We start from the raw sequence: 25803 nt of genomic DNA on the forward strand, positions 1-25803 counted from the left end.
CCATTCTAATCGTTACTGACTGACTGCTGATACCTCATTCAGGGGGGCATATTCAATCTGTGGTCTTAGGCCCAACAAGGGCGCTGTGCGGCGGATCACCTCGGCGGCGACGGGCACGGCGGTCCAACCGGCGGTGCGACGCGGGCGGGTACTGGAATTATCCGACGCCTCATCCAGCGTCACAACCAGCACATATTGCGGATCGGAGGCAGGGAACATGGCCGCAAAGGTATTGATGTTCTTACCCTTGTCATAGCCACCGCCACGTTTGACCTTATCGGCGGTGCCAGTTTTGCCAGCGACTTCATAGCCCTCTACCTCGCCAAAGCTGGCTGTGCCGCGGGTCACGACCTGACGCAACATCAAGGCCGCCGCACGGGCATTCTCGGACGACAGAATACGCTTTCCTGCCGGAGGCTTGTCACGGCGCAACAAAGTGGGGGTCAACAACACACCACCATTTGCAATTGCGGAATATGCGGAGGCAAGATGCATCGGGCTGGCCGACATGCCATGCCCGTAAGAGGCGGTGATCGTCACGATATCAGCCCAACGTTTGGGCAGAATCGGCGCCGCCCCCGTTGCCTCTGACAGCTCCAGCGGCACCGGATCGAACAGCCCCAAGGACTTGAAAAATTCCTGCTGCCGCTCTCCACCGATTCTAAGCGCCAGATTGGCCGTGCCCACGTTGGAGGATTTTACAATCACATCCGTCACCGACAACAACGGGCCATAATTCTTGCTTCCGTACTCTCCGATCCGGTGCTTGCCCCAGCGCAAAGGCGCATCGGCATCAACCATCGTATGGGCATCAACCAACCCCAGTTCCATCGCCTGCGAGGTGGTGAAAATCTTGAAGGTAGAGCCCAGCTCATACACCCCTTGCACGGCATGGTTGAACAAAGGGCTGTCTGCGGGATCGCCCTTTAGCAAGGGCGTGGGCCGGTCGTTGGGGTCAAAATCCGGCAAGGACACCATAGAGAGCACCTCACCGGTATGCACATCCATCAACACGCCCGCCGCCGCCTTGGCATTCATCATCCGCATGCCGGTCTCAAGCACCTCATGCATGGCGGTTTGCACTGTCATATCAATAGACAGCGCCAGCGGGGTTGCCGCCTGTGCCGGATCGCGCAACCGCGAATCCAGCGCGCGTTCCACACCGGCGATGCCGATCACCTCGGCGGAATGCACGCCCTCGACACCAAAGGACGCCCCCCCAAGGATATGCGAGGCCAGCTTGCCATTGGGATAGAGCCGCATATCGCGGGGGCCAAACAACAGACCCGGATCGCCGATGTCATGCACGGCCTGCATCTGCTCGGGACTCAACTTCTTGCGCAGCCACAAGAAAGAGCGGCCATCGGTAAAGCGGCGCTCCAGATCTTCGGCCTTCATATCGGGGAACAGGGCCGAAAGCTCCAACGCGACACGGGCCGGATCAATCATCTGCTTGGGATGGGCATAAAGCGCATGGGTGGAGAAATTCGTCGCCAGAATACGGCCGTTGCGGTCGGTAATATCGGCCCGCCTGCCGCTGATTTCTGCACCTAATCCAGCCGAGCGCGGCTCCATCGGTTCGCTTGCGGCCAAAAGCCCCATGCGCGCACCAACCACCATAAAGGCCGCGAAAAACGCAAGGCCAAGCACAAGCAAACGCCCCTCGGCGCGGTGCTGTGCCTTTGCGCGGGTGCTTTCTGCCCGCAGGCGGATATTCTCACGTTCGATATGATCGGGGTTTTCACCCTTTACACGGGCAGACAGGATGCGCGCGAGGGGGCGCAGGGGCGTGCGGATCATGGCGTATCCTCCATCTGATCAGAAAGCGTGCCCATGGTATCCACCGGCATTCCCAGCTCTGGCAGCATCAGCGGCGGAAGCGGATAGGCGACCTGCTCTACTCGGCCGAATTGCTCTGGCTCCATCGGCAAAAGGCCCAGACTGTCAAAGTTCAGCACCACAAGATCGCGCAACCGCGACGGGCGGTTGAGATAGGCCCATTCCGCGCGCTGCTGCGAGAGCGCCTCTCTCAGATAGGCGATCTCGCGGGTCAGGGCGGTCACATCTTTTTGCGCGCGCTGTGTGGCGTAGTTTTCACGGTATGCCCAAAAGGCAAGCGACATCAGAACCACGGCTGAGAGGATAAAAAGGAAGGGGCGCATCAGCGATGTCCTTTCGGCGGCCTGGCTTTTGAGGATCTTTTGGTGCCGGAGGAGGCGGGCAGCATCGGTACGCCAAGGGCAGCCGGATCGACCGCCGCTGCGGGGGCCTCGGTACGCTTGCCCACGCGCAGCTTGGAGGACCGCGCCCGTGGGTTTGCCGCGATCTCATCGGCATCGGGGGCCACGGCGCCCTTGGTCACAAGGGTAAAGCGCGGGGTCGCCTCATCGCGTTCGGGGGCATAGCGGTTGGTCTGGGCATCCTTGCCCGCACGGTTCTGGAAAAACCGTTTGACGATACGGTCCTCAAGGCTGTGGAAGGTGACAACGGCCAACATACCACCGGGTTTAAGCGCGCGTTCAGCGGCCATAAGCCCTTCGATCAGCTCGTTAAATTCGGTGTTCACGGCAATGCGGATCGCCTGAAAGCTGCGCGTGGCAGGGTGCGACTGGCCGGGCTTGGGGCGTGGCAAACAGCCCGCCACGATGGAGGCCAGCTTCAATGTCGTGGTGATCGGTTGCGCCTCACGGGCTGCAACAATCGCACGCGCAATCCGGCGCGAGGCGCGCTCTTCGCCGTAGTGGTACAAGATATCGGCAAGCCGTGCCTCAGGGGCGCTATTGACCAGATCGGCCGCACTTTCGCCGTCTTGCGCCATGCGCATATCCAAAGGGCCGTCCTTGGCAAAAGAGAACCCGCGCGCGGCTTGGTCCAATTGCATGGATGACACACCAAGATCCAACACGATACCGTCCAGCAAATCATCCGAATAGCTATCAAGTTGGGAAAACGTGCCTGCCACCAACCGCAGCCTGTCACCGTATTCAGGAGCCCAAGCGGCAGCCATCTCTAGCGCCAGCGGATCACGGTCCACGCCAATCACACAATCGGCACCCGCCGCAAGCAAGGCCCGCGTATATCCGCCAGCGCCAAATGTACCGTCAAGCCAATGGCCCGAAACCGGGCCAACCGCATCAACTAACGGGCCGATAAGAACCGGAATATGCGGGCGACCGGTGGGATCGCTGGGTTCCAAGGCCTATTCCCCCTGATCAGTGCCGCTGAGCAGCGACAACACGTCCACACCTTCAGGAAGCTCATCCTCTTCGTCATCAAGGCTGCCGTTTACGGCGTCATAAGTATCGCGTTTCCAGATTTTGAAGCGGTCCAGCGCACCGGCAAAAGCGGTCTCGCCACCGTCATCGAATGCGATCTTGTCGCGCACCTTTTGCGGCAACACGATCCGGCCGTTTTCATCAATTTCCACGGTGAGAGAGCGGGTGATCAGATCACGCTCTGCGATCTCGCGCTGTTTGGACCCGATCGGCAGCTTGCGCACGCGTGCGGCCAAAAGATCGGCGTCGCGCACGGTATAACATTCAACGAACTGGCGTGATTTGCCACCATAGACGATCACAATGCGGGTGCGGGGGTAATCGGCGCTTGGCGGGTCACCTGCATCGAGGACACGGCGAAAGGCCGCAGGGATGGATACCCGCGCCTTGCTATCTACCTTTTGGTAGTATTCGCCTCTGAAGTCTTCCGACACGGTTTGTTCGTCCCTTGCACCCTCACCCCAGTAATTGCCCCTTAAAACGGGAAACGGCGGATTGAGCTGCTGCCACTGCCCAATCCGCCGCCCTGTCCCGCTTGCGGGTTAACCGACTGCGCGCGCCACCTGGGGGGATGTCTGCTCGCTCGCGCGCCGGATTAGTTTTTCGTCGGAAGCAAAAAAGCGGTTGCCTGTATGAGCCTGCTATTTCTTGCCTTTTCGGGGTCTTTTTGATCGCCCCTATTTATTTTGCCCGTTCCTTGCTTCCGTGAACAATGATTGCCATGGGATTTCATGGGACGCAATGGAAAATTTTGGGCAGAGCAGAGCACATCTTGTTTCAGCAAGGACCCAAAAACAGCATTTGGTACGGAAATAACACCAATTCTAGCTACCTGTACCGCAAAGCCACGGCAAGCACACAACATATGGGGGCCGTCAATCGGGACAACTATTTCCCAAAAAATCCCAATTTTTTCTGAAGTGTTCCCGGAAACCCGCAGTTTTCAAACAAGACAGGCCACTCTTTGCGGGAGATCAGCCCAAAATTTGCCCGTGCAAAGCGAATTTGATTCGGGGAGTGGGATGGAAAAGACGGAAATCCCAAACCATCCCATCCCAAAATGCCGTCCGTCCCACAAAATCCCAAGACCTGACAACAAGGGGCCGCGCAGAGCTATTCCCGCACGGCCCCTTGCCGGATCTCCTAATGGTGGGTGTCAGGCCATACCGCCTGCGATCAACCGCGCGGCCAATGCGGCATAGGCCTGGGCTGCCGGACCATCCCCCAAGGCTATCGGCGCACCGGCATCACCCGCCAAGCGGGTATCAAGCTCCAGTGGCAACTCACCCAGGAAAGGCACGCCGATCTTGGCGGCCTCTGCCGCCACGCCGCCATGACCAAAGAGATGCGCCTCATGCCCGCAATTGGGGCAGACATAGGTGGACATATTCTCAATCAACCCCAGCACCGGCGTTTTCAGTTTGCCGAACATATCAAGCGCGCGGCGCGCATCCAGCATCGCCACATCCTGCGGGGTAGAGACGACAATCGCCCCCGTCAGCTTGGTGCGCTGACAAAGCGTCAGTTGAATGTCCCCCGTCCCCGGCGGCAGATCCACAATCAGAATGTCCAGCTTGCCCCATTCCACCTGTGTGAGCAGCTGTTGCAACGCCCCCATGATCATCGGGCCGCGCCAGACAACGGCCTCATCCTCTTTCAGCATCAAGCCGATCGACATAACGGTCACCCCATGCGCCTGAAGCGGGATGATGGTCTTGCCGTCCGGCGAGGCGGGGCGCTTGGAGACCCCCATCATCCGAGGCTGCGACGGGCCGTATATATCGGCATCCAGCAACCCCACACGGCGGCCCTGTTTGGCCAATGCCACCGCAAGATTGGACGACACGGTGGATTTACCCACCCCGCCCTTGCCTGAACCGACAACGACAATCCGGTCAATCCCGCTGATCGGCGCGGGGCCGCCCTGTTGCGGTGTGGGATGCTGCCCGATTTTCAAGCTGGGCGCCTTGGCCGCAGGGCCATGGGCCGTTGTCACCGCCTGCACCGCCTCAACACCAGCCAAGGCGCGCACGGCGGCCTCGGCCGTGGCCTGCACCGGGGCGAGCGCGCGGGCCTCTTCAGGCGTTGGTGCCTCAATCACAAAGCGGACTGTGCCCGCCTCTACCGTCAGCGCCCTGATCAAATCCCGCGAGACCAACGTCCCGCCACCGGGCAAGGCAACACTGTCCAGCGCCGCCATTACCGTCTCTTTATCCAAAGCCATGCTATCCACTCCGACTGTTCGGACTGCAGAATGTCAGTTTACAGACGGAGGGCAAGGGCCACAGGGCCATTTGACCGGAAATCAGGAAGGGTATCTTATTACCCTTTGTTTACCTTAGGTTAATTAATCACCCCGCCATTCGTTGAACGCATAGCTGCAATGCAGCAATGGCCGTTGTGCAATCGCAGCATATGCCCCATCTTACTAACAACAGCGCGACAAGATGCGCTTTGAATGAAAAGAAGCGAGACTTAAAATGGCTTTTACAAGCACAACATCCGTCGGCAGCCTAGGCCTCATGGACCGCATCGCAAACGTTGTGAAGTCCACCAAAGAAGCCTTGCATCGCCGCCGCGTCTATAACCAGACCGTATCGGAACTGCGCGGCCTGTCGACGCGTGAACTGAATGATCTGGGCATTGCCCGCGGCATGATCACCCGTATCGCCCTTGAAGCGGCCTACGGGAAGTAACATCTGAATTCATACAAGAGCCTTTCTCCTCCCTCAGGCTCTTGTGTGACAGCGGCGACACTCCTCCTCCCTTGTGTCGCCGACCTTATACGAAAACTTCGGTTTTCATGAATACCAACCGGTTCCTCCTCCTCCCTGAGCCGGATGGGATATGCAGCGGCCCCTATCCTCCTCCCGGGGGTCGCTGCGCAAAGTTTCAGGGTGCAGGTCTTCGTGATCTCCCCAAAGCAGATGCCCGGCCTCTCCTCCTCCCTGGCCGGTCGTAAACGTGGCGGTCCCTATCCTCCTCCCGGGGGCCGCTACGAAACCTTTGGGTCGTGCTTTGCACAACCCTACTGCCATTGTCCGTCCCTTCCTCCTCCCTTGAGGGTACGGACAAGATGGAACGGCGGCGCGCTCCTCCTCCCTGCGCGCCGCCTGTTTCCCCCTCCCCGATTTTCATATTTGCTTTGCACAGCACTTTTGCGCCGGTGAACCCTGTTCACAGACGCAAAATGCAATTTTGGTTTTGAAGTACCTTACAGCTTAAAACGGCAGGTCATGTGCCTGATCGGCAGCCACAACAAAGCTTGCGATCACCTTTTTAGATCCGGCCTTGTCAAAGGCCACGCCCAGCTTATCGCCCTCGATCGCATCGACGGTGCCATAGCCGAATTTCTGGTGGAACACGCGATCGCCTTGGGTAAAGGAAGATACCGCCGCCAGATCGATCACGGTCCCTTTCGCCTCTCGGGGTTGGCCGGTACCCCGCTGTGCGGAACGTTCTTGCATCCGCCGCCACCCCGGAGAGTTATAGACATCGGCGCTGGCTACGCGTTCCTCGAGCTTTGGCGCGGGGGCCGCAGCACCGTAACCGCCGCCATAAAGACCCGGCGGCGTCAGGATATCGACATGATCCGCCGGAAGCTCGTCAATGAACCGGCTGGGAAGCTGGCTTTGCCATTGGCCATAAACCCTGCGGTTGGCGGTAAAGGAGATGGTGCAAAGCACCTCGGCCCGCGTGATGCCGACATATGCCAGACGGCGCTCTTCTTCCAAACCTTTGGCACCGCTTTCGTCCATGCTGCGCTGTGAAGGGAACAGGCCATCCTCCCACCCCGGCAAGAACACCACCGGAAACTCCAAGCCTTTGGCTGCGTGGAGCGTCATGATGCTGACCTTGGCGCCCTGCTCGTCGGTCTCGTTTTCCATGATAAGGCTGACATGTTCCAAGAACCCTTGCAGGTTCTCAAAGTTATCCAGTGCCTTGACCAGTTCCTTAAGGTTCTCCAACCGGCCCGGCGCCTCGGGCGTTTTGTCGTTTTGCCACATGGCGGTGTAACCGGATTCCTCCAGAATCGCCTCGGCCAGCTCAATATGATTATAATTCGGGGCAAGCGTGGCATCATGCCAGCGCCCCATCCCATCAGTAAAGGCGCGCAGCTGCCCTGCCCCTTTACCCGAAATCCCGCCCTCGGCCAGTAAAGCCCGCGCACCGGCCAAAAGTGTCAGCCCCTCGGCGCGCGCGCGGCGTTGAATATTTTGGCGCGCCTTATCGCCCAGCCCGCGTTTTGGGGTGTTAATGACCCGCTCAAAGGCCAGATCATCCTCGGGTGAGATCGCAAGCCGGAAATAGGCCATCGCATCGCGAATCTCCATCCGCTCATAGAATCGCGGCCCACCGATCACGCGGTACGGCAGGCCGATGGTCAGGAAACGATCCTCAAACGCGCGCATCTGATGCGAGGCGCGGACCAGTATAGCCATATTATCGAGGCTCTGCGCATCCATCGCGCGGGTGCCGCGTTGCAGGCTTTCGACCTCATCCCCGATCCAGCGGGCTTCTTCCTCACCGTCCCAATGGCCGATCAGGCGCAGCTTCTCGCCCTCTTCGCGGTCGGTCCAAAGCGTCTTGCCCAAGCGCCCCGAATTGCCCGCAATCACCGCCGAGGCGGCCGCAAGAATATGCGGGGTAGAGCGATAGTTTTGTTCCAGCCGCACCACTTCGGCACCGGGGAAATCGGTTTCAAACCGAAGGATATTGCCAACCTCGGCCCCACGCCAGCCATAGATCGACTGGTCATCATCGCCCACACAGCAGATATTTTTATGCGCTTGCGCCAACAGCCGCAGCCAGAGGTATTGGGCGACGTTGGTATCTTGGTATTCGTCCACGAGGATGTATTTGAACCAGCGCTGGTACTGCGCCAAAATATCGGGATGGGCCTGAAACAGTGTAACGGTATGCAGCAGCAAATCACCGAAATCGGTGGCGTTGAGGCTGCGCAACCGGTCTTGGTACTGCTGGTAAAGCTCGGTGCCGCGACCATTATAGGCAGATGCTTCGGATGCGGGCACCTTTTGCGGCGTCCAGGCGCGGTTTTTCCAGCTATCGATTACACCTGCCAACATCCGCGCGGGCCAGCGTTTTTCGTCAATATCACTAGCGGCGATAAGTTGTTTCAAAAGCCGAAGCTGGTCATCGGTATCCAGAATGGTGAAATTCGACTTCAGCCCCACCAATTCGGCATGACGGCGCAGGATTTTCACCGAGATCGAATGGAACGTGCCCATCCACTTCATGCCATCCGCCGATTGGCCCATCAGCCGTGCCACGCGCAGCTTCATCTCGCGCGCGGCCTTATTGGTAAAGGTCACGGCCAAAATCTCATGCGGGTTGGCGCGGCCGGTGTTGAGCAGATGCACAATCCGCGTGGTCAGCGCCTTGGTCTTGCCTGTTCCCGCGCCCGCAAGCATCAAGACGGGGCCGTCCAGCGCCTCTACCGCGGCGCGTTGCGCGGGGTTGAGGTCGTCCAGATAGGGTGCCGGCCGCGCAGCCATCGCACGCCTCGACAAGGGCACCTGCGGGGCGGGTGCGGCGGCAGCCTCAAAGGCGTCATTTTCATCAAATCCGTTCATTCGGCCAGCTTAGCCAGTTTACAAGGCCGCGAAAAGACCTGTTCTTACAATGTTCCGCAACACAACGCGATCAAAGCGCATTCTTTTGAAGACTGGCTATGCACATCCATTATACCAATTATTGCACAAATGTTTCAAAAAAAGGCAAATAGTCTATTGCGCTGCGGTGCGGCGTGCATAAACTGCGCCCAAATTCACCAACATATTGGATCCCGCCATGGCCGAATTTCGCAAAATCCTGATCGCAAACCGCGGGGAAATTGCCATCCGCATCATGCGGGCCGCCAATGAGATGGGCAAGAAAACCGTGGCGGTTTACGCTGAGGAAGACAAGCTGGGCCTGCACCGTTTCAAAGCGGATGAGGCCTACCGGATCGGCGAGGGCCTATCGCCTGTCGGCGCATATCTAAGCATCCCCGAGATCATTCGCGTGGCGAAAATGTCGGGTGCCGATGCGATCCACCCCGGCTACGGTCTGCTGTCGGAAAACCCTGATTTCGTCGAGGCTTGCGATAAGGCGGGCATCACCTTCATCGGGCCCAAGGCCGCGACAATGCGCGCTTTGGGCGATAAGGCATCTGCGCGCCGCGTGGCGATTGAGGCGGGTGTGCCCGTCATCCCCGCCACCGAAGTTTTGGGCGATGATTTCGACGCGATCAAGGCCGAGGCAGCGGCGGTCGGCTATCCCTTGATGCTCAAGGCGTCGTGGGGCGGCGGCGGTCGCGGAATGCGCCCGATCTTGGCCGAGGACGAGCTGGTCGACAAGGTTAACGAGGGCCGACGCGAGGCCGAGGCCGCCTTTGGCAATGGCGAGGGTTTTCTGGAAAAGATGATCCAGCGCGCACGTCACGTCGAAGTGCAGATCCTTGGCGACAAACACGGCGAAATTTACCATCTGTATGAGCGCGACTGTTCCGTACAGCGCCGCAATCAAAAGGTGGTCGAACGCGCACCGGCCCCCTATCTGACTGACGCCCAACGTGCCGAGGTTTGTGATCTGGGCCGCAAAATCTGCGCCCATGTCGGCTATGAATGTGCGGGCACCGTCGAATTCCTGATGGATATGGATGACGATAAATTCTATTTCATCGAGGTGAACCCCCGCGTTCAGGTCGAACATACCGTGACCGAAGAGGTCACCGGCATCGACATCGTGCAGGCACAAATCCGCATCGCCGAAGGCAAGACCCTCGCCGAGGCGACGGGCGCTGCAAGCCAAGCCGAAATCACGCTTTCGGGTCATGCGCTGCAATGCCGCGTCACGACCGAGGACCCGCAAAACAACTTCATCCCCGATTACGGACGGATCACGGCCTACCGTTCGGCCACCGGCATGGGGATCCGTCTGGATGGCGGCACCGCCTATGCCGGCGGGGTGATTACGCGGTATTACGACAGTCTTTTGGTCAAGGTCACCGCTTGGGCCCAAACCCCCGAGGCCGCGATCAACCGGATGGACCGCGCCCTGCGCGAGTTTCGGATCAGGGGGGTGTCGACCAATATCGCCTTTGTCGAGAACCTGCTGAAACATCCGACATTCCTCGACAATACCTATACCACCAAATTCATCGACACCACGCCAGAGCTGATGGATTTCAAGAAACGCCGGGACCGCGCGACGAAAATCCTGACCTATATCGCGGATATCACCGTGAACGGGCATCCCGAAACGGCGGGCCGTCCCGTCCCGATGACCGAGATCCGCGACCCCAAGCCGCCAGCCCCGCGCAGCGAACCTCCGATGGGCACCCGCAACCTGCTGGAACAAAAAGGCCCGCAAGCGGTCGCCGACTGGATGCGCGCGCAGACCAAACTGCTGATCACCGACACCACGATGCGCGACGGGCACCAATCGCTTTTGGCCACACGGATGCGCTCTATTGATATGATCCGCGTGGCGCCGACCTATGCGGCCAATCTGGGCGGGTTGTTCAGCGTGGAATGTTGGGGCGGGGCGACCTTTGACGTGGCCTATCGGTTCTTGCAGGAATGCCCGTGGCAACGGCTGCGCGATATTCGCGCCGCGATGCCCAATGTGATGACGCAAATGCTGCTGCGCGCATCGAACGGGGTTGGTTATACCAACTATCCCGACAATGTGGTGCAAGGCTTTGTGACCCAAGCAGCGGAAACCGGCGTTGATGTCTTCCGCGTGTTTGACAGCCTTAACTGGGTGGAAAACATGCGCGTGGCGATGGATGCGGTGGTCGCGGCCGATAAGGTTTGCGAAGGCACGATTTGCTATACCGGCGATATGCTGAACCCGGATCGGGCCAAGTACGACCTGAAATATTACGTCACCATGGGACAGGAATTGAAAGCCGCCGGCGCGCATGTACTGGGATTGAAGGATATGGCGGGCCTGTTGAAACCCGCCGCCGCCCGTGTCTTGGTCAAGGCTTTGAAGGAAGAGGTTGGCCTGCCGATCCATTTCCACACCCATGACACCGCGGGGATTGCCTGTGCGACCATCCTTGCCGCTGCCGATGCGGGCGTCGATGCGGTGGATTGCGCGATGGATGCGTTATCGGGGAACACCAGCCAGGCCACTTTGGGCACAATTGTGGAGGCGCTGGCCCATACCGACCGCGACACCGGCCTTGATATCGGCGCGATACGTCAGATTTCGAACTATTGGGAGGGGGTGCGGGCGCATTACGCGGCCTTCGAATCCGGCCTGCAGGCCCCCGCATCGGAGGTTTACCTGCATGAGATGCCCGGTGGTCAGTTCACCAACCTCAAGGCGCAAGCGCGGTCATTGGGGCTGGAGGAACGCTGGCATGAGGTGGCGCAGACCTATGCCGATGTGAACCAGATGTTCGGGGATATCGTCAAGGTCACGCCTTCGTCGAAAGTGGTTGGCGATATGGCCTTGATGATGGTCGCACAGGGGCTCAACCGGGCGCAGGTCGAGGATCCAGTAGTAGAGGTGGTTTTCCCTGATTCCGTCGTCGATATGCTGCGCGGCAATCTGGGCCAACCGCATGGTGGCTGGCCGGATGCAATCGTGCAAAAGGTGCTGAAAGGCGAAGCCCCTTCGACCGACCGTCCCGGCGCGAACCTGCCGCCCGTTGATATGGCCGCGACGCGCGCCAAGCTTGCCGCTGATCTGGCCGCGGGGGCCGAGGAACCCGATGAGGAAACCGTCGATGACGAGGATCTCAACGGCTATCTGATGTACCCCAAGGTCTTTATGGACTACCGCACGCGCCACCGCCTGTATGGGCCGGTGCGCACCCTGCCCACCCGCACCTTCTTTTACGGGATGGACGCAGGCGAGGAAATCTCTGCCGAGATCGCTGCGGGTAAGACGCTGGAAATTCGTCTACAAGCGGTCAGCGAGACGGGGGATGACGGCGATGTCAAAGTGTTCTTTGAACTGAACGGCCAGCCCCGTGTGATCCGCGTGCCAAACCGCGCCGCCAAGGCCAAAACCGCCGCCAAGCCAAAGGCCGAGGAAGGCAACGCCAACCATATCGGCGCACCGATGCCCGGCTCAATCGCGAGCCTTGGGGTCAGCGTTGGTCAGAAGGTGAATGCGGGTGATCTGTTGTTGACGATCGAGGCGATGAAAATGGAAACCGGCCTGCACGCCGATCGCGCCGCGACGGTCAAAGCCATCCATATCACCCCCGGTGCACAAATCGACGCCAAAGACTTGTTGATAGAGCTGGAGTAATCCAGCCCCATCAAGGATTAGCAGGGGCATCCGGTGCCCCTGTTTTCTTATTCGGAAATGGTGCCCGCCGAAACGGCGTTGGCAAGTTCACCCATATCGACAAGCCCATCGGTATTCCGGTCAGCCGAGGAAAATTGCACTGCGGTAATCGCGGGATAGGCCGCGGACAGCTCTGCCATGGAAAAGGCACCATCGCCGTCAAGGTCCTCGATGACGGTCTGCGCATTCGCCTGTGCCACCGCAAAGGCCGATATTGCGCTGAGGGTCAGAATGAAACGCTTCATCAAATATCTCCGTAAATCAGCCCGAAGGGGCCATAACACAACATAGTTGAACGGGGGCAGAAATCCATATGATTCCTCACCCCCGAACGGCATAGCGCCTACCCGTTTGGGCGAAGGCCTACTTTTTCTTTACGAATTCGGTCAGAATGACGATGCGCTGACCATCAACCCGTCCCTCGATATGGGCGGCATTTTCGGCGACAAGGGAAATCCCCCGCACTGCTGTGCCGCGCTTGGCGGTAAACCCGCCACCCTTGACAGGCAGATCCTTGATCAAAACCACTGTATCGCCCGTGGCCAACAAAGTGCCGTTGCTATCGCGGTGCTCTACGGCCTCGGGCGCGTCAACGATGGTCTGCACTTCGGGCAACAAGATCATACCGTCCCGCAACTCGGCGGCCCAATCCTCTTCCAACGCGCGCAAACGGCGCCAGACCGCATATTGAACCGCAGGCACCGCCGACCATGCAGCCCCTTCAAGACAACGCCAATGGCCGGGCGTATCCGCGCTTTCCCCCCGACAGACAGTGCAAAGCACCACGGGGCCGACGGGCTCCACCTCTACTCCGGCAAGGCGGGTATCATCGCCACAAAACTCGCAAACGCCACCGCTGCGCGCCAACAATTCATCAAGTGTCATCAGACAGATCCTTTACTGGTTCACTTTGGCATAGGCAGCGACGCGTGAAATAGCAATCCCGCGCCCTACCTAACACCCTGTAAAACAAGCCAAAGCCTTACGACCCCCCGTCCCCGAGGAGGTGTTTTGCAGAAAAATGCAAAAAAGTTACCGAGGGCGCATTTTTCCTCTTGCAGCCGCCGCGCCCTCTTTGTAAACCCTGCCTTACCGAAAGGGAGTGCGGGCGTAGCTCAGGGGTAGAGCATAACCTTGCCAAGGTTAGGGTCGGGCGTTCGAATCGCCTCGCCCGCTCCAATTTCGGTCCTGCCAAGATGCAGGCATGCAAGAGGTCGCCTACGGGCGGCCTTTTTTGCGTTCGGGCGTACAGACACCTTTGACAGATGATCGGGCTTGCCCGGATACGACAGTATCGGTAAGAACGAATTAAGAACGTTCACACGGCACCGGTTCGACTGTTGACCTATATGATCACAACGGGTTGTATGTGCGAAAAGAAAGCGGGCAACATGCTGACATCTGTAGAACTTTGCGCTGGCGCTGGCGGCCAAGCCCTCGGGCTGGAAAAGGCCGGATTCGCCCATACCGCGCTGGTCGAGATTGACAAGCACTGCTGCAATACCCTGCGTCACAACCGCCCCGAATGGAATGTGCTGGAAGAAGACATCCGCATTTTCAAGGAGCGCGCAGCGGATTTCAGGGGGATGGATCTTTTGGCCGGCGGCCTGCCCTGCCCGCCCTTTTCTGTTGCCGGCAAACAGCTTGGCGAATTGGATGAGCGTAACCTCTTTAACGACGCTATTGATATTATCGATGCCGCCCGCCCCCGCGCCGTGATGATCGAAAACGTGCGCGGCTTTTTGGGTGCGGTTTTCCACGACTACCGCGAACGCCTGAAGACGCAGCTGGATAAACTGGGGTATAAGACGGATTGGCGTCTGTTGAATGCATCCGATTACGGGGTGCCCCAGCTTCGGCCTCGCGTGGTGATCGTCGCGATTCCCAAAGAGCGCGCCGATTTCTTTGATTGGCCAGAGCCGAATCCCCACAACCCGCCCACCGTTGGCGAAACCCTGCGCGACCTTATGGCGGCAGGCGGCTGGCGCGGCGCCGAGGAATGGGCCGCAAAAGCTGATGAGATTGCGCCCACCATCGTCGGCGGCTCTAAGAAACACGGCGGCCCCGATCTTGGCCCAACCCGTGCGCGGGCCGCATGGGCCACTTTGGGCGTAGAGGGGCGCACCATCGCCCCCGAGGCCCCCGACCCTTTCCACAGCGGCATGCCGCGGCTGACGGTGGAAATGGTCGCCCGCATCCAAGGCTTTCCTTCCGACTGGCATTTCACCGGCAGTAAAACCAATGCGTACCGGCAGGTCGGCAATGCCTTCCCGCCGCCGGTGGCGCAGGCGGTCTCAACGCAGATCAGCAAAGCGCTTCGCAAGCGGGTGCTACGCGCGGTCAATGGCTGAGCTTTGCAGCCTTGAAAAAGACCCTTCCTGAAACGATCGTTACCGCAGGCCATCCGGATCACGTCCTGCTAACTGCCATCGCGACTGAGATTTCGGATCGCGCCGGCGGCGAGTTAGCTTTGGCCGCGCGATTCGCGGCGATGCTGCGGCAATGCGTTGATGATGTGATCATGACGCCGAAAACCGGACGGCGATCCTATGACGAATTGGAAAAGACCGAAAAGACCTATATCGGCACGCGGGTCGAAATAGAGCTGCGCGCCATGCTGCGCCTGCCCAAGGGCAAGCTGGACACCGTGATTCTGGGGCGTGACGTCGATATCAAGAACACAATGGGCAGCAATTGGATGATCCCGACCGAGGCCGTGGACAACCCCTGCATTCTGGTCGCCGCCGATGAGGTGCGGGCCTTATGCTATCTTGGCCTGATCGTGGCACGGCCCGATTACTTAACGTTTGGCAAAAACAAGGATGGCAAGAAAAGCGTGTCGGCGCTTGGGTTTGCCAATATCCTGTGGCTGCTGAAGGAACACCCCTATCCACCAAACTTCTGGCGCACGGTGCCCGCCGATGTGATCGAACGGATTTTTGCCGGGCAATCGGGCAACCAGCGCATGGCCAATCTGTTCCGCGAGGTGCAAGGCCTGCCGATCACCCGCGACGTGGTAGAGGCCGTGGCCCAGCAACAAGATTTCATGCGCCGCATCCGGTCCGATAACGGCAGGGGTACAAGGGACCATCTGGCGCGTGAAGGCGTCTTGCTTTTGTCGGGGCACTATGACGCGCCCCTTATCACTGCCTTGGGCCTACCGGCCTGTTCGGGCAGTGAATTTATATCCTACAAACCCTTGTCACAGGCAGAGGTGGATCTGGCCGCGACACATGGCATTGCCCTGAACCGGGGCAACTAGCAGGCGCTGGGGCTCTAAGCCATTGACCTGCGCTTTCCAGCAACAGTCCCAATATTGGCAAGAATGGCGGCCACAAGATATTGACAAACTACCCCCTCTACTCCACCACTGCTGGTGTCATGGTGCCTCGGGGCGACTCGGGGTTAAAAGGAAAGCCGGTACGGTCAGTTTGCCCGAAAGGGCGCTGCCACCGCAATTGTAAGTGGTTCGCAACGTTAACATATAGCTTGGGGTGTAGGCCTTGAGGTGTTGGCCGCGTAATGGGAACCGAGCCGGAAAACCGACCCTGACACCAAAGACGAAACCGCGCAGCGGGCGTGAATACGTGATTGGAAACAGGACCGAAACCTGCTTTAATCATGTGCCACACCCGCGCATTAAAAACACTGATAAAGGGGCCACAGGCATGACCATCACCGTTTACTCCAAACCCGCTTGCGTGCAATGCACCGCCACCACCCGCGCTTTGGATGCAAAAGGGATCACCTACACTGTGGTAGACCTGACCGAAGACGCAGACGCGATGGACCGCGTTACCTCGTTGGGCTACCGCCAAGCCCCCGTTGTGATCGCCGGTGATGCGCATTGGGCGGGCTTTCGCCCTGATATGATTGGCCAATTGGCCTGATGATGTGACCCGGCTTGTCTATTACTCGTCGGCCTCTGGAAATACGGCGCGTTTCATTGCACAATTGGGTCTAGCTGCTGCGCGAATCCCTGTTCGCCCGAACGACCCTATGCCGGATCTTGTTACACCCTATGTGTTGATCTGCCCTACCTTCGCCGATGGCGAGGGGCGTGGGGCAGTTCCAAAACAAGTGATCCGCTTTTTGAATGATCCATCACGCCGCGCGGGCTTGCGCGGCGTTATTGGCGCCGGAAATCGTAACTTCGGCACAACCTATGCTTGTGCTGCCGACGTGATCTCCGCAAAATGTAATATCCCCGTGCTCTACCGGTTTGAGCTGGCGGGAACCGAAACCGATATCACCCGTGTCCGAACGGGCCTTGCCGAATTCTGGGGGACTGAATGCTCGACGTCGTAAAGCCTGCGCTGGATTACCACGCATTAAATGCCATGCTAAACCTCTATGATGATGCGGGGAACATCCGCTTTGATGCTGACCGCAAGGCTGCACGAGAGTATTTCTTGCAGCACGTCAATCAAAATACCGTTTTCTTTCATAGCCTTGATGAAAAACTCGGCTATTTGGTCGAGGAAGGCTATTACGAAGGCGAAGTGCTGGATCAATATTCCAAGAACTTTCAGCGCAAGATCTGGGAGGCAGCATTTGGCGCCAAGTTCCGTTTTCCGACCTTCCTTGGGGCGTTCAAATATTACACCAGCTACACGCTGAAAACCCGTGACGGGCAGCGCTATTTGGAACGCTATGAGGACCGTGTGGTCATGGTCGCCCTTGCGCTGGCCCGCGGTGATGAAACCCAAGCCATGCGCTTTATGGAAGAGATCATCGCAGGCCGCTTCCAGCCCGCCACGCCGACGTTTTTGAACGCAGGCAAGGCATCACGCGGCGAGCTGATTTCGTGTTTCCTGCTGCGGCTCGAAGACAACATGGAAAGCATCGGTCGCGGCATCAACTCCGCGCTGCAACTGTCCAAGCGTGGCGGCGGTGTGGCCTTGATGCTGACCAACCTGCGCGAGGCGGGTGCACCGATCAAAGGGATCGAGAACCAGTCCTCGGGCGTCATTCCGGTGATGAAACTGCTAGAAGACAGCTTTAGCTATGCCAACCAATTGGGCGCGCGTCAGGGTGCGGGGGCGGTTTACCTCAATGCCCACCACCCCGATATTTTCCAGTTCCTTGATACCAAGCGCGAAAATGCCGATGAAAAGATCCGCATCAAAACCCTGTCGCTTGGCGTGGTGATCCCCGATATCACCTTTGAATTGGCCAAAAAAAATGAGGATATGTACCTCTTCTCGCCGCATGACGTGGCCAAAGTTTACGGCGTTCCCTTCTCGGAAATCTCGGTCACCGAGAAATACGCCGAGATGGTGGATGACAAGCGGATCAAGAAAAAGAAGATCAACGCGCGGGAATTTTTCCAGACCATCGCGGAAATCCAGTTCGAATCCGGCTACCCCTATGTGATGTTCGAAGACACCGTGAACCGCGCCAACCCGATTGCGGGCCGGATCAGCATGTCGAACCTGTGTTCGGAAATTTTGCAGGTCAACCGCGCGTCGGAATTCAATGACGACCTTAGCTATTCCAAAATGGGTACCGATATTTCGTGCAACCTTGGCAGCCTGAATATTGCCGCCACGATGGACGGCCCCGGTTTCGGCGCCACGATTGAGGCCGCCGTGCGCGCGCTGACGGCTGTGTCCGAGATGTCGGCGATCGATTCCGTGCCCTCGGTCCGTCACGGCAATGATGAGGCCCATGCCATCGGCCTTGGCCAGATGAACCTGCACGGCTTCCTTGCGCGCGAACGCATTCACTACGGCAGCTCGGAAGGCGTCGAATTCACCTCCGTTTACTTTGCCGCCGTTGCCTATCACGCGATCCGCGCCTCCAATCTTTTGGCGCAAGAGCGTGGCAAGACTTTCGTCGGCTTTGAGGATTCAACCTATGCGGACGGGTCGTTCTTTGACAAATATACCACCCGTGACTGGCTCCCCACATCCGAGGATGTCACCCGTGTGTTTGCCAACATCACCCTGCCCACTCGCGCCGATTGGGAGGTGCTCAAGGCCGATGTCATGGCCCACGGGCTTTACAATCGTAACCTGCAAGCGGTGCCACCGACCGGTTCGATCAGCTATATCAACAACTCCACCTCCTCGATCCATCCGATTGTCTCCAAGATCGAAGTGCGCAAGGAAGGCAAGATCGGCCGCGTCTATTACCCGGCCGCCTTCATGAACAATGACAATCTGGAATACTACCGCGACGCCTATGAAATCGGGCCGGATGCGATCATCGACACCTATGCTGCCGCGACCGAACATGTGGATCAAGGCCTGTCCCTGACCCTGTTCTTCCCCGCTGAGGCTACGACGCGCGATATCAACCGCGCCCAGATCTATGCCTGGAAAAAGGGCATTAAAACCATTTATTACATTCGCTTGCGTCAATCTGTCCTTGAAGGGACAGAGGTTGAAGGCTGCGTCTCCTGCTCGCTGTAAGGAAAGTCTGTGAAAGATATGAACACCACAACCGTCGTGCCGCGCGCCATCAACTGGAACAGGCTGGAAGACGACAAGGACCTTGAGGTCTGGAACCGGCTTACGGTCAATTTCTGGCTGCCCGAAAAGGTGCCGCTGTCCAATGACGTGCAATCCTGGGCCACCCTGCGCCCCGAAGAGCGCGAGCTGACGATTCGGGTCTTTACCGGGCTGACGCTGCTGGACACGGTGCAGAACACCCTTGGCGCGCCCGCGTTGCTGCCCGATGCGCAAACCCCGCATGAAGAGGCGGTGTTGACCAATATCGCCTTTATGGAGGCGGTTCACGCGCGCAGCTACTCGTCCATCTTCAGCACGCTTTGCACCACCAAAGAGGTGGATGAAGCTTTCCGCTGGTCCGAGGATAACCCGCATTTGCAGGCCAAAGCGCGGATGATCTGTGAGAAATACGCAGCAGGCGCCGACCCGATGAAGCGCAAGATCGCATCGGTGTTTCTGGAAAGCTTCCTGTTTTATTCGGGCTTTTACCTGCCGATGTATTGGTCCAGTCGCGGCAAGCTGACCAATACCGCCGACCTGATCCGGCTGATCATCCGCGATGAGGCGGTGCATGGCTATTACATCGGCTATAAATTCCAGCGCGCGCTGGAACGTGAAACACCTGCGCGCCGCGAAGAGCTGAAGGATTACGCCTTCGCCCTGATGTTCGACCTCTACGAGATCGAGGCAAAATACACCGCCGAGCTTTATGACGGTATCGGGCTTAGCGAGGACGTAAAGGCCTTCTTGCATTACAACGCCAATAAGGCGCTGCAGAACCTCGGCTATGAGGCGCTGTTCCCGCCTGCCGCCTGTGAGGTGAACCCTGCGATCATGGCGGCCCTGTCGCCCGACAGCGAAAACCACGACTTCTTTTCCGGCTCCGGCTCTTCCTATGTCATCGGCAAGGCGGTTGCGACCGAGGACGACGACTGGGATTTCTAAGCCTGCGCCATCAAACGCTATCTTATGGCCCCTACCGCGTGTAAAATCGCGGTAGGGGCTTTTTATTAGGGAAACGATGCAACGCGATCAGATCAACGCCTTTTGCCGCGCCCTTCCGGCCACAACTCATGTCGTGCAATGGGGTGGCTCCGATGTGTGGAAGGTTGGCGGCAAGGTCTTTGCCATCGTCAGCGCGGAAGGGGTATCGTTCAAGACATCGGAACTTATGTTCGAAGTGCTGGGCCACGAAGAGGGCATTCGCCCTGCCCCCTATCTGGCCTCACGCGGGTTCAAATGGTTGCAGCACTATGGCCCGCCCGGCGGATTACCCGATGCCGAGCTGGGCCAAGCACTTGAAACCTCTTACGAGATGATACGCGACGCCTTACCGCGCAAGACACGCGCCGAATTGGGGGTTTAGGCGGGGATCGCCATCCCCTTTTCGCGCGCAAGCTCTCGCATTTTGTCTTGCAGCTTTTCAAACGCCCGCACTTCGATCTGACGGATACGTTCGCGCGATACGCTGTAGGTTTCCGAAAGCTCTTCCAGCGTGACAGGCACCTCGTTCAAACGGCGCTGTACCAAGATGTCCTTTTCGCGGTCGTTCAAGACAGACATCGCCTCGATCATCATCTCGCGGCGGGTGTCCATCTCATCCTTTTCGGCGTAATCATTGGCTTGATCGCTGTCTTCATCCTCAAGCCAGTCCTGCCATTGCGTAGACCCCTCGCCGTCAGAGCCCACCGTCACGTTCAACGAGGCATCCCCCCCCGACATACGCCGGTTCATAGAGATCACCTCTGCCTCTGTCACGTTCAATTCAGTGGCAATCCGGGCGACGTTTTCAGGGCGCAAATCGCCCTCTTCCAGCGCGCCGAGTTTGGACTTGGCTTTGCGCAGGTTGAAAAACAGCTTCTTTTGCGCCGAGGTCGTGCCAAGTTTTACCAAAGACCATGACCGCAGGATATATTCCTGAATGCTGGCGCGAATCCACCACATCGCATAGGTCGCCAAACGGAACCCCTTTTCGGGATCAAAGCGTTTCACCGCCTGCATCAGGCCCACGTTCGCCTCCGAGATCACCTCGGCCTGCGGCAAGCCATAACCACGGTAGCCCATTGCAATTTTCGCCGCCAGTCGCAGATGCGAGGTGACCATTTTATGCGCCGCCGTGCTGTCTTGGTGGTCCACCCAGCGTTTGGCGAGCATGTATTCTTCTTCAGGTTCCAACAGGGGAAACTTGCGGATTTCCTGCATATAGCGGTTCAGGCCCTGTTCGGGGCTTGGGGCTGGCAGGTTTGCATATGTACTCATCATCATCCTCCGTCCCGCATTCGGTCTATGCCGTGCCCGGGCTTGGCAAATTTAGGTATCGCATAGGGGGCAACTGCGCCCTTACCTGCGTTAAACCCAAGATGTGCCTAGTTCCGTCGGTTTGCCAGAATTATGTCTGCCCGATCACGCATATGTCACCCAGCATGCCCGATTGCCGTTAACAAATTCTTCATATCCTCCGGCAACTCCGAGGAAAACTCCAGCATTTCACCTGTGACCGGATGCGCAAACCCCAAGGTCGCTGCGTGCAGGGCTTGGCGGCCAAAACCTTCAACTGCGGCAACGGCAGCGGCCCCCAGCGCCTTTTCGCTAACACGACGCTTGCCACCATAGGTAGGGTCCCCGATCAACCCGTGGCCCGCATAGGCCATATGAACACGGATCTGATGGGTGCGCCCGGTTTCCAGCCAACACTCCACAAGGGCGGCCACAGGCGGCGTGCCAAATGTTTCAAGTGTACGCGCCCGCGTGACCGCATGACGCCCCACCCCGTCGAAATAGATCGCCTGTTTTTGACGGTCGGTGCGGTGGCGGGCCAGATTGGTCGCGATGCGCAAGATATTCCCCAGCTCAAAGCTGGCGCCATTAATGCCCCGCAAACGCGGATCCGCGGCACTCGGTGCACCGTTCACAATGGCCAGATAGCGGCGATTGACGGTATGCGCCTCAAACTGCGCGGCCAAGCCGTGATGCGCGCGGTCAGATTTCGCCACGACCAACAGGCCACTGGTCTCCTTATCGATGCGGTGCACGATGCCGGGGCGTTTTTCGCCACCCACACCCGACAGATTGCCGCCAAAATGATGAAGCAGCGCATTGACCAACGTACCCGTCCATGACCCCGGTGCCGGATGCACCACCATGCCCGCCGGTTTATCGACCACGATCAGATCGGCATCTTCCCAGACCACAGTCAGCGGGATATCCTCGGCCAACGTATCGACATCCACCGCCGGTTCCAGCGTCAGGGCATAGACCTGCCCCTCCTCTACCCGCGCTTTGGGGTTGACGACGGGGGTGTCGTCCAGCGCGACCAACCCCTGTCCAATCATCTTCATCAAACGAGAGCGTGACAATGACGCTTCTTCTGGCACATCACGCGCAAGCGCCTTATCAAGGCGGTCAGGCGGGGCCTCCCCGATGGTGACATGCAAAACAGGCAAGGATGAATTGGCCATGGAACAGGCTCCGGCACCGGAAGGGCTTCCGCCCAGCCTCAGGTTTCTAAAAGGATTGGTGATCGCATTGATGATCACCATGATTGTCGCGGTCATAACCGTGGTCGCGGTGATTGTCACCCGCATGCCACAAAGCTTTGTATCCCAACCGGCCGCCTTGCCACAATTGCCAAGCGCCATTACCCTACCCGAAGGTACCAAAGCGCAAGCCGCGACCTTCGGTGAAGGCTGGATCGCCATTGTGACTGATGACAATCGCATGCTGATATACTCCACTCAGGGCAGTTTACAGCAAGAGGTCACTTTACTTACACGCTAGTCGCGGTTTTTACTGCCCTTATACATTTCTTAACGTACGCCCCTCCGCGCTGATGAATGTTCAAAGGAGCGACCCCCTGCAACATGCGCCGCAAGCCTATACCGCAACCGATGAGATCAAGCGTCAGCTTGACCATCTGTGGCGTGAAAGATGGGTCAGAACGGCGCTGCCGGTCATCGCGCTTTTATTGACCATCATCTATTTGCCGATCTGGTTTTCCATTCTGGCAATTGTCATCAACCTTGGCGCCGAGTTTCTGTCCATGACCTTCATGCGCGGACTTGACCCGACACGCCAACCCAAACGCTATCTCTACGTGATAGGCTGTATGTTCATCATACATTTCAGCTTTTGCCTGCCGGCGGTCCTGATCTGGCAACAAAATCTCTATAACGCCAAGGCCTTTTCTGTCGGGCTTCTCATGGCCACGCTGATGCAGCTTATCTCGGCGCGCAGCATCCATCTGCCCTTCGGTTACATCGGGTTGTGGGCCGCTGTGCTGTCAGCTGTGTGTGGCAATACTTATTACTGGGTCCAGCTGCACGATTTCTCCGGGCTATTCCTGACCTCGCTGGGAATTTTCTGCGGCGTTGGCTATACGGTGGTCGCAATGCACACCAGCCACCGCTTGCACCGCGATTCTGCATTGGACCGTCAGGCAGCACTGGACAGCAATCGCGCCAAAAGCCGGTTTCTGGCGCAGGTCAGCCATGAGTTGCGCACCCCTTTGAACGCTATTTTGGGCATGGGTCATGCTGAGCTGCGCCGCAACCGTGACGCGCTTGGCAAAACCCGCTTGTCGGTGCTTATCGCCTCGGCCGAGGGGCTTTCGACCCTGCTTGATGACATTCTGGACATGTCCGCGATTGAGGCGGGTAGCCTGCCCATCCGCCCCCTGCAAGTGTGCCCCAGCGAAGAGATCGCCGCGACCCTTGCACTTTATCAACCCGCCATTACCGAGGCGGGGCTGACACTGTGCCAGAACATCGATGCAAGTCTGGAAAAGACTTGGGTGCTGGATCCGCAGCGGCTGCGCCAGTGTTTGTCCAATCTGTTATCCAATGCGCTCAAAAGCACAAAGCAGGGTGGCATTAATATCATCGCGGGCAGCAAAACCGATGCCGAGGGCAAGCCATTGCTGTGCATAGATATATACGACAGCGGGCCCGGCATCCCCCCACATCTGCACGACAAGGTGTTTGAGCCTTTCTGCACAGGCCGCGCAAGGACATCGGGCAGCGGGCTTGGGCTTTCGATCAGCCGCACATTGGCACGGCAAATGGGCGGGGATTTGGTGATCGCTGCCAACACAGCCGATCAAAGCGGCGCGCATCTTGTTCTGACGATCCAGATGAACACCGTGCAAGAGCCCCCCACCGCCAGCACCGCGCCCTCTGCCGCCGGTCCCACCACGATAGCGGGGATGACCATTCTGGTGGTTGATGACGTCGCCACAAACCGGTTGGTTGCCGCCACTTACCTGCGGATGCTCGGGGCCAATATGCTAGAGGCGACCAGCGGCGCCGAGGCTTTGACGATCCTTGAACGCAACCACCCTGACCTTGTGCTGCTGGATATGAACATGCCGGATATGAACGGGCTGGAAACACTTGCAAGGATACGCGCTTTGCCCGGTGACATCGCCTCATTGCCCGTTATTGCCATGACGGCCGACGCGATGGCAGAGCATCGCTCTTTCTATCTGGGCAGCGGCCTTGACGGCTATTTGGCGAAACCAATCACCCCGTCGCGGATCGAGGCAGAAGTTGCTGCTGTTTTAGGCGAAGCCACCCCCTTCTGACCACGCAAGACCGTCGCCGCCACAACCGCCTGTCTTGGATGTTGCCGCTAACAATCCTTCTTGCCATACGGGAAACCTGCGGCATAGGGTGGTGAGATCATATTAGTCGGAGCAGCCCATGACCGCCACCCGAACTGCCGTCGAAGCCAACAGCATTGTCAAAGCCTTCGGGCAAGGTGCTGTGGCGATCAAGGCATTGGATAACGTTTCAGTACAGATCAAACAGGGGGAGTTTTTCACCCTGCTCGGCCCCTCTGGATGCGGCAAAACCACACTTTTGCGCCTGATTGCGGGGTTTGATACCCCCACCTCTGGTCAGATTTTGCTGGATGGCACCGATATCACCCATCTGCCGCCAAACAAGCGCCCTGTGAACACGGTGTTTCAAAGCTATGCGCTGTTTCCGCATCTGACCGTTGCCGAAAACATCGCTTTTGGATTGCAGATGCAGGGCCGCCCCAAGGCCGAGGTGACCGAGAGCGTGGCCCGCATGCTGGCCCTCGTTCAGTTGGAACCAATGGCCAAGCGCAAGACCAGCCAGCTTTCGGGCGGCCAGCAACAGCGCGTAGCGCTTGCCCGTGCATTGGCCCCCAGCCCCAAGGTTCTGCTGCTGGATGAACCGCTGTCCGCACTGGATTTGAAGCTGCGCAAGGAAATGCAGATCGAGCTGAAGCGTTTGCAAATGGAAACCGGCATCACTTTTGTCTTTGTCACCCATGACCAGGAAGAAGCGCTGACCATGTCGGACCGCATCGCCGTGATGAGCGCGGGCCATATCCAGCAAATCGGCGCCCCGCGTGATATCTATACCCGTCCCGCCAACCGTTTTGTCGCCAGCTTCATCGGGGAAACCAATTTCCTGAGCGGACAAAGCGATGGCACCACTGTCACTCTCGCCAATGGCGCAATAATGCCCCTCATCGCGCCCCAAGGCCGCATCAACCTTGCGATCCGCCCGGAACAGGTGCGCGTGGTCCCGCCGGGAACCGATGGGGCGATGCCTGCCCGCGTTGCCTCGACCGTGTATTTCGGCACCGACACCCACCTCCATCTGCATCTGGAGGGTGGAATAGATATCATCGCCCGCCAGCAAAGCCCGGCACAGGGCGGTGCGGCGATGGAAAAAGGCGAAGATGTCGGCGTCATCCTTGCCGAAGGTGCCCTGCAAGCGTTGGAGGATTAA

At 58.5% G+C, this 25803-nt stretch carries 22 protein-coding genes, 1 tRNA gene and 1 riboswitch; of the genes, 13 read left to right on the forward strand and 10 right to left on the reverse strand.

The features are described from left to right. Positions 1–12: 12 nt before the first annotated feature. The 5 genes from EOK75_RS04555 to EOK75_RS04575 all read right to left on the reverse strand — a co-directional run bounded on the left by EOK75_RS04555 (position 13) and on the right by EOK75_RS04575 (position 5499). Positions 13–1800, reverse strand: a complete 1788-nt coding sequence (locus EOK75_RS04555; RefSeq protein ID WP_137192798.1) for a peptidoglycan D,D-transpeptidase FtsI family protein — start codon at positions 1798–1800, stop codon at positions 13–15. Continuing rightward, entirely contained in the window at positions 1797–2162 is a 366-nt protein-coding gene (gene ftsL / locus EOK75_RS04560) for a cell division protein FtsL (protein WP_137192799.1), read from the reverse strand. Before ftsL ends, EOK75_RS04555 begins: the two co-directional genes overlap by 4 nt. Beyond that, the gene (gene rsmH / locus EOK75_RS04565; RefSeq protein ID WP_137192801.1) at positions 2162–3196 is read right to left on the reverse strand and encodes a 16S rRNA (cytosine(1402)-N(4))-methyltransferase RsmH; all 1035 of its coding nucleotides are present in this window, start codon (positions 3194–3196) and stop codon (positions 2162–2164) included. Before rsmH ends, ftsL begins: the two co-directional genes overlap by 1 nt. A gap of 3 nt (positions 3197–3199) precedes the next feature. After that, the gene (locus EOK75_RS04570; RefSeq protein ID WP_137192803.1) at positions 3200–3709 is read right to left on the reverse strand and encodes a division/cell wall cluster transcriptional repressor MraZ; all 510 of its coding nucleotides are present in this window, start codon (positions 3707–3709) and stop codon (positions 3200–3202) included. Between the two features lie 722 nt (positions 3710–4431). Beyond that, complete coding sequence (locus EOK75_RS04575; protein ID WP_137192805.1) at positions 4432–5499, reverse strand: Mrp/NBP35 family ATP-binding protein; 1068 nt, start codon at positions 5497–5499, stop codon at positions 4432–4434. A 256-nt stretch (positions 5500–5755) separates the two neighbouring features. Between EOK75_RS04575 and EOK75_RS04580 the strand changes: the two genes are divergently transcribed. After that, positions 5756–5971, forward strand: coding sequence for a DUF1127 domain-containing protein (locus tag EOK75_RS04580; RefSeq protein ID WP_205965483.1), 216 nt, complete (start codon positions 5756–5758; stop codon positions 5969–5971). 525 nt (positions 5972–6496) lie between these two features. Here EOK75_RS04580 and EOK75_RS04585 read toward each other — a convergent pair. Continuing rightward, the gene (locus EOK75_RS04585; RefSeq protein ID WP_137192807.1) at positions 6497–8869 is read right to left on the reverse strand and encodes an ATP-dependent helicase; all 2373 of its coding nucleotides are present in this window, start codon (positions 8867–8869) and stop codon (positions 6497–6499) included. Positions 8870–9086: 217 nt separating this feature from the next. Between EOK75_RS04585 and EOK75_RS04590 the strand changes: the two genes are divergently transcribed. Continuing rightward, a complete protein-coding gene (locus EOK75_RS04590; RefSeq protein WP_137192808.1) occupies positions 9087–12548 on the forward strand; it encodes a pyruvate carboxylase in 3462 nt (1153 codons plus the stop codon). Positions 12549–12595: 47 nt separating this feature from the next. On the opposite strand, the gene EOK75_RS04595 is transcribed toward EOK75_RS04590, so the two are convergent. Together EOK75_RS04595 and EOK75_RS04600 are read right to left on the reverse strand one after the other, a co-directional pair. After that, positions 12596–12832: an EF-hand domain-containing protein gene (locus tag EOK75_RS04595; protein ID WP_137192809.1), complete on the reverse strand. Its 237-nt coding sequence runs from the start codon at positions 12830–12832 to the stop codon at positions 12596–12598. 118 nt (positions 12833–12950) lie between these two features. Beyond that, positions 12951–13472, reverse strand: a complete 522-nt coding sequence (locus EOK75_RS04600) for an alkylphosphonate utilization protein (protein WP_137192810.1) — start codon at positions 13470–13472, stop codon at positions 12951–12953. 219 nt (positions 13473–13691) lie between these two features. Here EOK75_RS04600 and EOK75_RS04605 point away from each other — a divergent pair. The 8 genes from EOK75_RS04605 to EOK75_RS04640 all read left to right on the forward strand — a co-directional run bounded on the left by EOK75_RS04605 (position 13692) and on the right by EOK75_RS04640 (position 20408). After that, positions 13692–13766: transfer RNA gene (locus EOK75_RS04605), tRNA-Gly, on the forward strand. 212 nt (positions 13767–13978) lie between these two features. After that, positions 13979–14938 (forward strand): DNA cytosine methyltransferase, encoded by a 960-nt coding sequence (locus EOK75_RS04610; RefSeq protein WP_137192811.1) that lies wholly within the window; start codon positions 13979–13981, stop codon positions 14936–14938. An 11-nt stretch (positions 14939–14949) separates the two neighbouring features. Continuing rightward, on the forward strand, positions 14950–15849 hold the full coding sequence (locus EOK75_RS04615) for a NaeI family type II restriction endonuclease (RefSeq protein WP_137192812.1): 900 nt from the start codon (positions 14950–14952) through the stop codon (positions 15847–15849). 103 nt (positions 15850–15952) lie between these two features. Then, positions 15953–16152: riboswitch (cobalamin riboswitch) on the forward strand. Positions 16153–16255: 103 nt separating this feature from the next. Then, positions 16256–16477, forward strand: coding sequence for a glutaredoxin-like protein NrdH (gene nrdH / locus EOK75_RS04620; RefSeq protein WP_050528554.1), 222 nt, complete (start codon positions 16256–16258; stop codon positions 16475–16477). Between the two features lie 4 nt (positions 16478–16481). Beyond that, the gene (nrdI, locus tag EOK75_RS04625; RefSeq protein ID WP_137192813.1) at positions 16482–16895 is read left to right on the forward strand and encodes a class Ib ribonucleoside-diphosphate reductase assembly flavoprotein NrdI; all 414 of its coding nucleotides are present in this window, start codon (positions 16482–16484) and stop codon (positions 16893–16895) included. After that, entirely contained in the window at positions 16880–19003 is a 2124-nt protein-coding gene (gene nrdE / locus EOK75_RS04630; protein ID WP_137192814.1) for a class 1b ribonucleoside-diphosphate reductase subunit alpha, read from the forward strand. The genes nrdI and nrdE overlap by 16 nt, the downstream gene beginning before the upstream one ends. 18 nt (positions 19004–19021) lie before the next feature. Continuing rightward, entirely contained in the window at positions 19022–19987 is a 966-nt protein-coding gene (gene nrdF, locus EOK75_RS04635) for a class 1b ribonucleoside-diphosphate reductase subunit beta (protein WP_137194288.1), read from the forward strand. 76 nt (positions 19988–20063) lie between these two features. After that, positions 20064–20408, forward strand: coding sequence for an MmcQ/YjbR family DNA-binding protein (locus EOK75_RS04640; protein WP_137192815.1), 345 nt, complete (start codon positions 20064–20066; stop codon positions 20406–20408). Here EOK75_RS04640 and rpoH read toward each other — a convergent pair. Beyond that, a complete protein-coding gene (gene rpoH, locus EOK75_RS04645) occupies positions 20405–21301 on the reverse strand; it encodes an RNA polymerase sigma factor RpoH (RefSeq protein WP_137192816.1) in 897 nt (298 codons plus the stop codon). The genes EOK75_RS04640 and rpoH overlap by 4 nt on opposite strands. Positions 21302–21456: 155 nt before the next feature. Next, entirely contained in the window at positions 21457–22500 is a 1044-nt protein-coding gene (locus tag EOK75_RS04650) for an RluA family pseudouridine synthase (protein ID WP_137192817.1), read from the reverse strand. Between EOK75_RS04650 and EOK75_RS04655 the strand changes: the two genes are divergently transcribed. From EOK75_RS04655 to EOK75_RS04665, 3 genes are all read left to right on the forward strand, one after another. Continuing rightward, a complete protein-coding gene (locus EOK75_RS04655) occupies positions 22499–22819 on the forward strand; it encodes a DUF6476 family protein (RefSeq protein ID WP_137192818.1) in 321 nt (106 codons plus the stop codon). The two genes, EOK75_RS04650 and EOK75_RS04655, sit on opposite strands and share 2 nt — an antisense overlap. A gap of 52 nt (positions 22820–22871) precedes the next feature. Then, a complete protein-coding gene (locus EOK75_RS04660) occupies positions 22872–24620 on the forward strand; it encodes a response regulator (RefSeq protein ID WP_137192819.1) in 1749 nt (582 codons plus the stop codon). 118 nt (positions 24621–24738) lie between these two features. Continuing rightward, positions 24739–25803, forward strand: coding sequence for an ABC transporter ATP-binding protein (locus EOK75_RS04665; protein ID WP_137192820.1), 1065 nt, complete (start codon positions 24739–24741; stop codon positions 25801–25803).

The sequence above is a fragment of the Pseudorhodobacter turbinis genome (genome assembly GCF_005234135.1).
In the GTDB taxonomy this organism is placed as follows: domain Bacteria; phylum Pseudomonadota; class Alphaproteobacteria; order Rhodobacterales; family Rhodobacteraceae; genus Pseudorhodobacter; species Pseudorhodobacter turbinis.